This is a genomic window from Mesoflavibacter profundi, from assembly GCF_014764305.1.
Classification (GTDB): Bacteria; Bacteroidota; Bacteroidia; order Flavobacteriales; family Flavobacteriaceae; genus Mesoflavibacter; species Mesoflavibacter profundi.
Genome location: NZ_CP061703.1, coordinates 2692346 through 2704804 on the forward strand (window position 1 = coordinate 2692346; position 12459 = coordinate 2704804).

Here is a 12459-nt window from a genome sequence, read left to right on the forward strand (position 1 = left end):
ACGCAGAATCTACTAATATTTCCAATCTATAGATAAATCCTTCCATTCTTTATTTTCTTTTTCGATTAAATCTATTTTCCATTGTCTATTCCAGTTTTTCAATTGTTTTTCTCTTTTTAATGCATCATTTACATACTGAAAATCTTCAAAATACATTAATTTGTTTACGTTGTATTTTGCAGTAAATCCAGAAACTAATTTATTTTTATGTTCAAACATTCTTCTTTCTAAATCATTAGTAACACCAATATACAATGTTCCATTTTTCTTACTTGAAAGTAAATAAACATAATAATTATAGTAGTTTCCTTTCAATGATCTATAAAATTTTTATGCCTTCAGTATTAATTTTACATACGTAAGTATTAAATTCTATATCTGTTTTACTGTACACGTTTTGTATAGCTTTTTCAACGTCTTTTGCTGTTTTTTCGCCTTTACTTAAAGTGAAAATAGAAGGACCAGAACCAGAAATACCAGTTCCTAATCCACCAGCGTTTATTGCAGCATTTTTTACGTCATCAAAATAGGGAATAAGCTTACTTCTAAAAGGTTCTACAATGTTATCTTTTAAAGAATGGCTTAATAAATTATAATCGTTAGTGTGTAATGCATGTACCAAACTACCAACATTTGCCCATTGCGATATGGCATGTTGTAATTCTACTTTTTTAGGTAAAATGGCTCTAGCTTCAGCAGTTTTCACTTCGATTTGAGGATGAATTATTGTTGCAAATAAATCTGCTGGTGTTGGTAATGACAGTACTTCCAATGGTTGCGTACTTTTTACCAAAGTAAAGCCACCAAAAAGTGCAGGAGCAATGTTATCTGCATGCTCACAACCACTTGCAACAGCTTCACCTTTCATTGCAAATTCGGTTAATTGAGTAACATTGTAAGGATTGCCTAATAATTGGTTGATAGCAAAAACAACTCCAGATGCACTAGCAGAACTACTACCAATACCACTTCCGGGTTTTATATTTTTATAAATTTCAATCTCAAAACCATAATCTGGTTTTGCATCTTGATATATTGCTAAAGCAGCAACGCCAGCCACATTTTTTTCGATATCAAAAGGAAGATTTGCACCTTCAATTTTTGTGATTTTCAATCCTTTTTCTTTAGTCTTTTTTATAATCATTTTGTCACCAATATGATCTAAACAAAATCCAAGGACATCAAAACCACAAGACACATTTGCAACAGTTGCTGGAGAAAAAATAGAAATTTGTTCCATAGGTTATATGTTTCCTATTTTAATAATATCAGCAAATAATCCAGAAGCTGTTACATCTGCGCCAGCGCCAGCACCTTTTACAATTAAAGGTTGTTCTGGATAGCGTTGTGTGTGAAACATCACTATATTATCTTTTCCTTCTAGATTATAAAATGGATGTCCTTCAGGAATTTCTTGTAAGCCAACTTTTGCTTTTCCGTTTTTGTATTCGGCTACATATTTTAGTTGGCAATTATTCGCTTTAGCAGACGCATATAACTTTTGAAAATGAGCTTCGTCTGCAATTAAAGTGTCATAAAAATCGTCTACCGAATTACTCTCTAAGTTTTGTTTGGTTAAAAAGGATTTATTTTCGATATCCTCAATTTCCATTTTTATACCATTTTCTCTAGCTAAGATTAATATTTTTCTAGCGACATCAATTCCGCTTAAATCAATACGCGGATCAGGTTCAGTATAACCTTCAAATTGCGCTTGTTTTACGGTGTCATGAAAATTTTTCTTATCGCTAAAATTGTTAAACACAAAGTTTAAGCTACCAGACAAAACAGCTTGAATACTAATCACTTTGTCTCCAGACGCTACTAAGTTATTAAGTGTGTTAATTATTGGTAATCCTGCACCAACGTTAGTTTCGTATAAAAAAGGCGCGTTATATTTTAAAGCTAAATCTTGTAGCTTTTTATAATTTGAAAATGTGCTAGAACAAGCAATTTTGCTACAAGCAACAACTGCAACGCTATGTCTTAGGTATTTTTCGTAGATGTTAGCCACGTCTTCATTTGCAGTAACGTCTACAAAAATGCTGTTTCTTAAATTAAGCTGTACTACTTTGTTGTAAAATCCTTCTATGCTTGATTTTTCTGCATGATGAAAAGTTGCAGCCCAATTTTTTAAATCAATACCATTTGGTTTAAACACCATTTTTCTAGAATTAGATAATCCTACAATTCTAACATCTAATTTTAGGTTTTTCTTTAAAAAACTGTGTTGCTGTTTAATCTGTTCGATTAGTTTTTCACCAACATTTCCAACACCAGTTATAAACACATTAAGTTGTTTGGTGTTGCTTTCAAAAAAGCGTTCGTGTAAAGCGTTTAATGCTTTTTTCACATCCTTTTCTGATACAACTGCAGAAATATTTTTTTCTGAAGCACCTTGTGCAATAGCGCGAATATTTATATTGTTTTTACCTAGTGTACTAAACATTTTTCCGCTAATGCCTTGATGACTTTTCATGTTATCGCCAACTAAAGCAATAATCGATAAGTCTTTTTCTACAGCGATTGGATTAATTTTATGTAGTGAAATTTCATAATCAAAAGTTGTATCAATAGCTTTTTTAGCGCGCTCGGCATCTGCGTTGTCAATTCCGAAGCAAATAGAATGCTCTGAAGAGGCTTGTGTGATAAAAATTACATTTATTTTTTCGGTAGCTAAAACTTCAAATAAACGCTTGGAAAAACCAGGAATACCAATCATACCGCTACCTTCTAAAGTTAATAACGCAATATTGTTAATATTACTAATTCCTTTAACCGTATGTTTAGATTGCTGTTCTTGTTTAGTGATAATTGTGCCTTTTGCTTCGGGATCAAAAGTGTTTTTTATGTGAATTGGTATGTCTAAATCTAAAACAGGTTGCACTGTTGGCGGATATAATACTTTGGCGCCAAAATGCGATAATTCCATAGCTTCTTGATACGATAAATTATCAATAGGAAAGGCTTGTTTTACTAATTTTGGATTGGTTGTATACATACCACTTACATCTGTCCAAATTTCTAATTGGCTTACTTGTAAGGCTGCTGCAATAATTGAAGCAGTAAAATCTGATCCGCCACGACCAAGCGTAGTTTGTTCTCCAGAACTAGATTTAGATACAAAACCAGGTAGAATAGTTATGGTTTGATCTGCGTTTACAAAATAGCTTTTTATGGCTTTATTGGTGACTTCAAAATTTACTTGTGCTCTTGTAAAATTATCATCTGTTGTAATTAGTTCTTGACTATTTTTTAAAGCTACATTGTAGCCTTTATTTTTCATAGTTTCGGCTATGATAGTAGAGGATAAGCATTCTCCAAAACTTACTAATTTATCTGAAGTTTTAGGCGATAATTCGTTAATTAAAAAAATTCCGTTTAATAATTCTTTTAATTGCTGAAGACTATTTTCTAAAGTGGTAATAATCGCTTTTGAAGGTTGTGGTAATAGAGCACTTAAAGTATCAAAATGAATGGTTTTGATGGTATTAAATGCAGTCTCGTAACCTTTATCCTTATTTTTTGCTAATTGTCCAGCATTAAGCAATTTATCTGTAATACCGCCAATTGCAGATACGACACAAATTACATTATCGTCTATAGATTTTTCGTCTAATATGGCAATTACTTTTTGTATGTTTTGACTAGAACCAACAGAAGTTCCTCCAAATTTTAAAACTTTCATTTATAATTTTTTATGTGAAATAGAAATTGTAGTTTTTAAAACTACCTTAAACGGAAGGTGTAAAGAAGCATAACCCTAACGGGTAATAAAAATAGTAGTAATAATTGTGTTTGTTTTTATCATTTTTTGCATCTATACTTTTCAAAAGTATTACTTTTACCCTAATAATCAAACCCATGCTTAATTTTTAGCAAATTGATAATATTAAGCTTAAATTTTATTAATTATTAAAGAATTTTGATTGCAATGATTTATTTGTAATTAAAATGAAATAGAAACAAATCTTTAAATGAAAATATTTTCTAAAGAACAGATCTATCAAGGTGATGCCTTAACCGCAAAAAAGCAAAATATTACGTCTACCGAATTAATGGAACGTGCAGGAACACAAATATTTAATTGGATACATATGCGAATGCAAGGCGCACAAGTACCAATTCATGTGTTTTGTGGTATTGGTAATAATGGTGGCGATGGGTTAGTGGTAGCACGTCATTTAATCACACATGGTTACAATGTTAAAACCTATATAGTTAATTATAGTACAACACGATCTAAAGATTTTTTAAATAATTACGATCGCATAAAAAATACAACAAAAGATTGGCCAATTTTACTAAATGAAGACAGTGAATTACCTGCAATAGATGCTAGAGATATTATTGTAGACGCCGTTTTTGGAATAGGATTAAACAGACCAGTTGCTAGTTGGGTTGTTAATTTATTTAATCATTTTAGAGTCACAAAAGCATTTGTTCTATCAATAGATATTCCATCGGGTTTAATGACAGATGCTGTTCCAACTAATGAAGAAGCAGTTGTCAATGCAGGATATACCTTAAGTTTTCAATCACCAAAACTTGTATTTTTCTTACCACAAACAGCAAAATTTACGGTGCAATGGGAAGTTTTAGACATTGGTATAGATCCAGAATTTTTATATACAACACCAACCGAAGTAGATTTAATTGGTAAAAATGAAGTTTTGCCAATCTACAAACCGCGAGAAAAATTTAGCCATAAAGGTACATTTGGTCACGGATTAATTATTGGCGGAAGTTATGGTAAAATAGGAGCTGTAAATTTAGCTGGTCGTGGTGCTTTAGGTGTTGGCGCAGGAAAAGTAACCGCTTTTACACCAAAATGTGGATATATTCCTTTGCAATCTGCGTTTCCGGAATTGATGTTGATTACCGATAAAGACGAAGAAAAATTAACTAAAATAGAATTTGATGTAGATGTAAATGCTATAGCATTTGGTGTTGGAGCAGGAACAGATCAAAAAACAGTAAGCGCTTTTGAAGCGTTTTTAAAATCTAATACAAAACCTTTAGTTATAGATGCAGATGGATTAAATATTCTAGCAGAGCATAATAACTTATTAGAGTTTTTGCCTAAACGCCAAACCGTTTTAACGCCACATCCAAAAGAGTTAGAACGATTAATTGGAACTTGGAAAGACGATTTTGACAAGTTAGACAAAGCCAAAGCTTTTAGTAAAAAACACCAATGTATTATTGTAATTAAAGGTGCAAATACAATTACTGTTGCAGAGGATAAACTTTATGTAAACGTAACAGGAAATCCAGGTTTAGCTACAGCAGGAACTGGAGATGTATTAACAGGAATGATTTTAGGATTACTAACTCAAGGTTATGATTTGTTATCTGCTACTATTTTTGCAGTGTATTTACATGGTAAAGCAGCAGATTTGTTAGTTGAAGAATTAGGCTACCAAAGTTTTATTGCAACTCATGTAGTAGAAGGAATACCATTAGCGTATTTAGATTTATTCAAGCAACCAGAACAACCTCAAGTAGAGGAAGAAGAAGAAAATTAATCAACTACTTTATTTGTAAATACAGTATTAAATAAATCGAAGGTTTTATTAGCGCCAGCAATAATATCTTCGGTTTGTTGTTTTGTAAACGATTGGTCTTGCATTTGCTTTTTAAAAGTAGACCAACGATTAATTCTTGCTTTATCAGGTCTTGTGTAAAACGATTGAGGTTTTAAAGAATTTAGATTATGGCAATTACTTATTTCTTTGGCGATATAAGCGCTTCCTAATAAAGAACCTTCAATAACGTATTGCGCTCCTAAAGCTTGATGATTGTTATCTAATCGAAACTCTAAATTAGATGAAGTTGGCTTTTCTAAATCATTAAAAATCCAAGTTGCAATAGATTCTATTGGAAAGTAAGATGAAATTGCACTTTCTGTAGTATAGTATGCATTATAGTTATTTTGAAGTATGTCTTGATATTCTTTAACTGTAATGGAATGATCAAAAATCTTGCTAATTCCGCTATTAGCTTCTACTTCAAGATGTTTTTGCTTGGTTTGTTCTTTTAATTGTGTTAAAATATCCATATTAACTTAGTAGAGATTTAATATTTTCAGAAATATTACCAATTAACTTTTCGTAATATGTGCTAACATTTTCGTCTGTTAAATCTAACTTAGCAGCATTTTTTAATGTAGCATGAATTTCTTCTAGCTTTTTTCTTTCAATACGTTTTTTCTCTAATCGTTTAAGTTCTTTGTCGTTTTTGTCTATTAAATGATCAAAAATTGGTTCTAGCTTTTTGTATAGATTGTTAATGTCGTTTTTTAATAAAAAAGCAGCTGCACCATTTAGAATAGAATCGGCAGCAAGTTCTTCATTATTTAAAGTTCCAGTAATGATTATAACTGGTGTTTTTGGATAAATTATATTTAAATCATTTATAACATCTAACGCATTAAACCCAACCAGTTGGTAATCTGAAATTACAAAATCCGGCACAAAGGTTTTTAATGCGTGTCTAAATTTAAGTAAATCGTCTACAAGTCTAATTTCTGTATCTTCTACACACTTATTAATTTGTCGTTGAATTAAAGACGCATCTGTGATAGAATCTTCTACCATTAAGATATTTATTTTTTTTGTAATCATGATAAGTTTATGTTAGTCCAATAGTCTATTGTTGCTGTAAGTACCTTTTTTAAATCTTTATAATTCATAGGTTTTTGTACATAACTATTGATGTTATTGGAATAAGCGTTATTAATGTCGTTTTGATGCGTACTAGAGCTAAATATTATACTTGGTATTTTATTGTAATCGTTATTAATTTTAATTTCTAATAATAATTCTAAGCCATTTATTTTTGGCATATTGATATCTAAGATAATTAGTTTTGGTCTATGTTTTAATATTTTTTTGTTTTTTATATGTTCTAGAGCAACTTCAGAGTCGTTTATTACAATTAAATTTAGGTTAGGATAGGTTTGCGTAATTATACGTTTTATAAGTTGAATATCTTCGTCTCTATCTTCAATTAATATAATGTTATCCTTTAATTCTTTTTTCATTTTGTCCAAAGTAAAAATTAAATTTCGCGCCTTTATTTAATTGTGATTCTGCCCAAATATCACCACTATGTCTGTACACTATACGTTGTGCAATTGCTAATCCAACTCCTGTTCCAGAATAGTCTTTATTGGTTAATCGCATAAATACACCAAATATTTTTTTGCTGTATTCTGGTTTAAAACCTATACCATTATCTTTTACGAAATAAATATTTTTTTCTCCGTCGTTGTAGTAATCTATTTCAATTTTAGGATTATCTACTTTACTAGAATATTTAAACGCATTGGTTATTAGATTGGAGATAAGCTGATAAATCATCATTTTGTCACCAAAAATTTCTGGTAAATTAGGGTTTATTATAATATTTGTTTTTGGGTTGTTTTTTAATAAATCGTTATCTTTTAAAACGTCAGATATGATATTGTTTAAGTTGTGATAATCGTCTATTTTATCTACTTTACTTAATCCACTGTAGCTTAATATATCGTCCATTAAGCTGTTCATTTTTTCGGCAGAATTAATAATAGTTTCTACAGATTCTTTCCCAAAGTCATCCAAAACATCAAAATAATCTTCTTTTAAAATGTTTGCAAAACCATCGATACCACGTAATGGACCTCTTAAATCGTGACTTACACTGTAGCTAAAACTTTCTAATTCTTGATTAAGGTTTCTTAATTGTTTGTTTAATTTATTGACCTCACTAAACTTGGTGACAATAATGTTTTTTATATCATTAACTAATGCTTTTGCTGCAGACACTTCGTGAGCTTCCCATTTTATTGCGGTATGCTTTACATATTGTGACCATTTTTCGAAAGATTTTCTTGGTGATAATCTGCTATTAGTCTCTTTTTCTATATTAATTTTATCAAGATTTCCGCCCCAAATTTTAGTGTCTATTTTTTCTTTTCTAATCCAAAGAACAGATTCGTTACTTTTTTTAGAAATTCTAAAATACATAACACCAGATATATCTTTACTATACGTTTTTAACCAATTTATATCTTCACTAATGTTATTTGAAATAAAATAATCACTTTGTTTAGTTAATTGCTCTAATTCTTTTATTAATTTTTTTAAAATAGTTTGCTCTAACGTGTTTCCTAGATTATAAATTGTATCGTTATATGCTATAATAAAACTATCTGATTCTAAAAGGTTTAATCCTGTAACATTATGTTGCGTTAGCCCTTTGATTAAATCCCATTTCTCACTCATATTTTCTACAAGTTTTAATCTAACTGTAGAATGGTTATTAATTTTTTGTAAGTAAAAATTAGATTGTTTTATGCTTATTTGATTAGAAATCATCTTCGAGTATAACAAACAAGCTTGACGTTTTTGAAAACTTAAGGATTTAGCCGAATAGTTATGACATGCAATTAATCCCCAAAGTTTATCATCATTAACAATCGCACAAGTTAGTGTAGCGCTAACTTTCATATTTTTTAAGTATTCTATATGAAATGGTGAAGCGGCTCTAAAATGTGATTTAGAAATATCTGTTAGACTGTTAGTCACACAATTTACCGTTGGTGTTAAAGCGGCATTAGTTTCTTCAACATTAGAAATAACTCTTACACCTTGTTTTAAAAACAATTGTCTGGCATTTGCGGGAATATCTGTTGCAGGATAATTAATTCCTAACCATGATGTTAAATGTTCTTCTTTAGTTTCAGCAATGATTTGACCGTTCCAATGCTCGTCAAACTTGTACAGCATTACACGATCATAATCAAATAAATCTTTTGTAGTTTGTGTGATGTTGTTGGATAAATCGGTTAAATTATTGCAATTAGATAAATTATTTAAACTATTTATCATGTATTGTTGAAACTGAAATTGATCCCAATCTGTATCACTTAACTGCTCTATATCTAAAATAACATAACTTTCATATTCATGAACATTTATTAAAATAGGTATTGTATTGCAAGTCGTTATTATTGGATTGTTACCAGAAGTATTTTTTAAATCCAAAGATATATGCTTATCAATTTTAGTACCTAGTAACTCTTGAGAAGCAATATTTAAAATATCTATTGTATTGTTGCTACATTGGATTATAGTGTCTTTATAATCTAATACTAATAAACAACCAAATTGTTGAACATTTGGTATTAAGTGAATAGGCTCGTCTTCACATTTATTAATGTCAGTTATTTTGGGATAAGATTTCAATAGTTTGGTTGGTTAGAATGTTAAAATTATAAATTTTATTAAACATTTTATTAAAAAAGTTAAACAAAATAAAAAAAGCGAGCTATATAAGCTCGCTTTTTTGTGCTTTGAAATATAGTGTAATACTACATGTTTTCTAATCCATTAAGATATTCTTTTAGCTTTGGGCTAGAAGGTCTTTTAGCATCTGCATCTACAACATTACCTTTTGGATCTAATAATAAAAATCTAGGTATAGAATTAATTTTAAAACCTTGAATAAAATCTGCTTTCCAACCAGCATCAGATAATAATTGAATACCACCTAAATCTTTATCTGCCACCATTTTAATCCAACCTTCTCTTGCAGCAGCAGCATCGTTTTTATAGCCTCTACCATCATCAACAGATATACTTACAAACTGAATGTTTTTATCGTGCATATCTTTTTCTAATTCTTTTAAATAAGGAATTTCTCTAATACAAGGTCCACACCAAGTTGCCCAAACATCTATGTAAGTATATTTACCTTTTAAATCAGCTAGAGTAGTTTTACCACCTTTTACATTTTCAAAATTAAAGTTTGGTGCAGGTTTACCAATTAGATCTGCAAATTGTTTTGCACGCATTTCTGCTTGCATTTTTTGCTGTTCGTAAGCACCAGTAATACCAGGAGTAAATTGGCTAATAGTAGATTTTTCGTTAGCAAGTAATAAAGAGTCTAAACCAGCTTCTCTTTCTGCTAAAAACGAATTCATTTTAGATTGAATCTTTTCTACTTCTTTAGTAAATTCTTCTTTTTCATAATCAAAAAGTCCAGGATTTATTAAATCTTCTTGGAACAATGCTTTTTCGGCTAAATAATTAGAACTTTCAGAGCCTTTACCAGTAAATTTAACAGACTCGTCAAATTGTTTTGTGTCAATTGTCATGTTAATTTCGGCACCATTTTTTAAGTAAACAGCAGTTTGCTCGTTACCGTCATAGATCATGTATATTCCTGTGTTAACTTTTAAAGTATCGTTAAAAGTACCATCTTCGTTAACTTTTAAAGTTTTATTATAGTTTCTTCCTTGAAAAACGTATAAAGAATCACTGTTAGGGTTAGTGATTTTACCAGAAAAAGTAACATAATCTTTAGGTTCTTCTTTGCAGGCTATAATTGCTAATCCTGCTAAGCACATTAATATTTTTTTCATTATGAATAATTTAAATTTTAATCAAAAATAAGAGAATATTTTAAGGAATTAATATTTTGAGGAATTATTAACAAAAACTTGCACAATTTATATCAAATTCTCACTTTTGAAGCACAATTTTTATAATCCATGAATAACATACATTATATATCTTCTAATCCATTAGATTTAGCAACAATACAATCGATAATTTTAGAAGAAAAGCAATTAGAATTATCTAACGAGGCTATTGATAAAATTGAAAATTGTAGAGCTTATTTAGATGATAAATTAAAGGCAGAAACACAACCAATTTATGGGATAAATACTGGTTTTGGTTCTTTATATAATGTAAAGATTAGTAAAGACAACTTAACTAAACTGCAAGAAAACCTAATGATGTCGCATGCATGTGGTACAGGTGATGTAGTACCAAATCAGGTTGTCAAGCTTATGTTACTTCTTAAAATACAATCTTTAAGTTATGGTCATTCTGGTGTGCAATTACAAACAGTACAACGCTTAATTGCATTTTTTAATCATAATATTTTACCAATTGTTTATACGCAAGGTTCTTTAGGTGCTTCTGGTGATTTGGCGCCTTTAGCACATTTATCTTTACCACTAATTGGAAAAGGTAAAGTTTGGTATAAAGATGCAATTTTAGATGCAGAAGATTTAAACACGTTTTTTAAATGGGATGTAATAAAACTGCAATCTAAAGAAGGATTAGCACTACTTAATGGTACACAATTTATGAGTGCTTATGGTATTTATTTACTATTAAAGTCTTATAAATTATCTTATTTAGCAGATTTAATTGGAAGTATTTCTCTTGAAGCTTTTGATGGTAGAATAGAGCCTTTTGACGAGTTAATTCACTTGGTTAGACCACATAATGGACAGTTAAAAACTGCTGAAAGAATAAGAGCTTTTGTAGAAGGAAGTGAAATTATACAGCAAGAAAAACAACATGTGCAAGATCCTTATAGCTTTAGGTGTATACCACAAGTACATGGAGCAACAAAAGATACACTAGCTTTTGTAGAAAAAACATTTATTACCGAAATTAACTCGGTTACGGATAATCCAAACATTTTTGCAAAAGAAGACAAAATAATTTCTGGAGGTAATTTTCATGGGCAACCATTAGCATTGGCATTAGATTATCTTAAAATTGCTATGTCGGAATTAGGAAATATTTCCGAAAGACGTGTCTTTCAATTGGTTTCTGGATTAAGAGGTTTACCAGCATTTTTAGTAGACAATCCAGGTTTAAACAGTGGTTTTATGATACCGCAATACACAGCAGCAAGTATTGTTAGTGCTAATAAGCAATTAGCAAGTCCTGCAAGTATAGATAGTATTGTGTCTAGTAATGGTCAAGAAGATCATGTAAGTATGGGCGCAAATGCAGCAACACAAGCATATAGTTTAATACATAATGTAGAACGTGTATTAGCTATAGAATTATTTAATGCTTCTCAAGCTTTATGTTTTAGATTGCCATTACAATCGTCTAGTTTTATAGAGTCTTTTTTACAAAGCTATAGGGTAGAAGTCCCTTTTGTTAAAGAAGATGAAGTGTTACACGACGATATTGAAGCGTCTATTTTATTTATCAAACATCTAGAAATAGATTCTGAAGTGTTATTTGACTAAATCCTTTCTGTGATTTTCTACAACTATTTTGGCCCAATTTGTAGCTAATTCTAGAGTATCAAATACTTCAAATTCTTTAGTGTAGAATAGTTTTTCTAATTCTGTGTTTCTTTTTACAATGGTTTGATCTGTTACCACACCAAAACCTAAAAGCGTGTCGAACTGAGAGCAAATCACATAAATGCTTGGATCTACAGAGTAGGAATGTGATCTGTTGGAAATGTAGATGTAAGCTTTGTCTTTATAATATTCTAAAATAATATCTAAAAGCATATTATTTTTTTCTTGATCTACTGTGACACCTTCATAAATAGTATTTATTACGTAAGTGTCAAAAAATTCCAACTTGCAAAAGTCAAGTTCGATTATCATTATTTAGCTATTAATCAGTTGTATTCTAATTTAGCAAA

General features: G+C 30.1%; 11 protein-coding genes. 2 read left to right on the forward strand and 9 right to left on the reverse strand.

Annotation, left to right across the window (positions count from 1 at the left end):
- Positions 1–12: 12 nt before the first annotated feature.
- The 3 genes from IFB02_RS12100 to thrA are packed head-to-tail and all read right to left on the reverse strand — an operon-like array spanning position 13 to position 3688.
- Positions 13–315 carry a GIY-YIG nuclease family protein gene (locus IFB02_RS12100; protein ID WP_106688612.1) on the reverse strand — a complete coding sequence of 101 codons (303 nt, stop codon included), beginning with the start codon at positions 313–315 and terminating at the stop codon, positions 13–15.
- A 4-nt stretch (positions 316–319) separates the two neighbouring features.
- Entirely contained in the window at positions 320–1240 is a 921-nt protein-coding gene (locus tag IFB02_RS12105; protein WP_106688613.1) for a homoserine kinase, read from the reverse strand.
- A 3-nt stretch (positions 1241–1243) separates the two neighbouring features.
- Entirely contained in the window at positions 1244–3688 is a 2445-nt protein-coding gene (gene thrA, locus IFB02_RS12110; RefSeq protein WP_106688614.1) for a bifunctional aspartate kinase/homoserine dehydrogenase I, read from the reverse strand.
- Between the two features lie 289 nt (positions 3689–3977).
- Here thrA and IFB02_RS12115 point away from each other — a divergent pair, with 289 nt between their 5' ends.
- On the forward strand, positions 3978–5528 hold the full coding sequence (locus IFB02_RS12115; protein WP_106688615.1) for an NAD(P)H-hydrate dehydratase: 1551 nt from the start codon (positions 3978–3980) through the stop codon (positions 5526–5528).
- Here IFB02_RS12115 and IFB02_RS12120 read toward each other — a convergent pair.
- From IFB02_RS12120 to IFB02_RS12140, 5 genes are all read right to left on the reverse strand, one after another.
- Positions 5525–6061, reverse strand: coding sequence for a biliverdin-producing heme oxygenase (locus tag IFB02_RS12120; protein ID WP_106688616.1), 537 nt, complete (start codon positions 6059–6061; stop codon positions 5525–5527). The two genes, IFB02_RS12115 and IFB02_RS12120, sit on opposite strands and share 4 nt — an antisense overlap.
- 1 nt (position 6062) lies before the next feature.
- Complete coding sequence (locus IFB02_RS12125; protein WP_106688617.1) at positions 6063–6626, reverse strand: response regulator; 564 nt, start codon at positions 6624–6626, stop codon at positions 6063–6065.
- Positions 6623–7045, reverse strand: a complete 423-nt coding sequence (locus tag IFB02_RS12130; protein ID WP_106688618.1) for a response regulator — start codon at positions 7043–7045, stop codon at positions 6623–6625. The genes IFB02_RS12125 and IFB02_RS12130 overlap by 4 nt, the downstream gene beginning before the upstream one ends.
- Positions 7023–9230, reverse strand: a complete 2208-nt coding sequence (locus IFB02_RS12135; RefSeq protein WP_106688619.1) for an ATP-binding protein — start codon at positions 9228–9230, stop codon at positions 7023–7025. Before IFB02_RS12135 ends, IFB02_RS12130 begins: the two co-directional genes overlap by 23 nt.
- Positions 9231–9355: 125 nt before the next feature.
- A complete protein-coding gene (locus IFB02_RS12140) occupies positions 9356–10408 on the reverse strand; it encodes a TlpA family protein disulfide reductase (protein WP_106688620.1) in 1053 nt (350 codons plus the stop codon).
- A 129-nt stretch (positions 10409–10537) separates the two neighbouring features.
- Here IFB02_RS12140 and hutH point away from each other — a divergent pair, with 129 nt between their 5' ends.
- Complete coding sequence (gene hutH, locus IFB02_RS12145; protein ID WP_106688621.1) at positions 10538–12049, forward strand: histidine ammonia-lyase; 1512 nt, start codon at positions 10538–10540, stop codon at positions 12047–12049.
- On the opposite strand, the gene IFB02_RS12150 is transcribed toward hutH, so the two are convergent.
- On the reverse strand, positions 12038–12421 hold the full coding sequence (locus tag IFB02_RS12150; RefSeq protein ID WP_146131260.1) for a hypothetical protein: 384 nt from the start codon (positions 12419–12421) through the stop codon (positions 12038–12040). The two genes, hutH and IFB02_RS12150, sit on opposite strands and share 12 nt — an antisense overlap.
- Between the last annotated feature and the right edge of the window lie 38 nt (positions 12422–12459).

Coding starts and splice junctions, on each gene's coding strand:
- IFB02_RS12125 (WP_106688617.1), bottom strand. CDS start 6,626: ATGATTACAAAAAAAATAAATATCTTAATGGTAGAAGATTCTATCACA.
- IFB02_RS12140 (WP_106688620.1), bottom strand. CDS start 10,408: ATGAAAAAAATATTAATGTGCTTAGCAGGATTAGCAATTATAGCCTGC.
- IFB02_RS12150 (WP_146131260.1), bottom strand. CDS start 12,421: ATGATAATCGAACTTGACTTTTGCAAGTTGGAATTTTTTGACACTTAC.
- hutH (WP_106688621.1), top strand. CDS start 10,538: ATGAATAACATACATTATATATCTTCTAATCCATTAGATTTAGCAACA.
- IFB02_RS12120 (WP_106688616.1), bottom strand. CDS start 6,061: ATGGATATTTTAACACAATTAAAAGAACAAACCAAGCAAAAACATCTT.
- IFB02_RS12115 (WP_106688615.1), top strand. CDS start 3,978: ATGAAAATATTTTCTAAAGAACAGATCTATCAAGGTGATGCCTTAACC.
- IFB02_RS12130 (WP_106688618.1), bottom strand. CDS start 7,045: ATGAAAAAAGAATTAAAGGATAACATTATATTAATTGAAGATAGAGAC.
- thrA (WP_106688614.1), bottom strand. CDS start 3,688: ATGAAAGTTTTAAAATTTGGAGGAACTTCTGTTGGTTCTAGTCAAAAC.
- IFB02_RS12105 (WP_106688613.1), bottom strand. CDS start 1,240: ATGGAACAAATTTCTATTTTTTCTCCAGCAACTGTTGCAAATGTGTCT.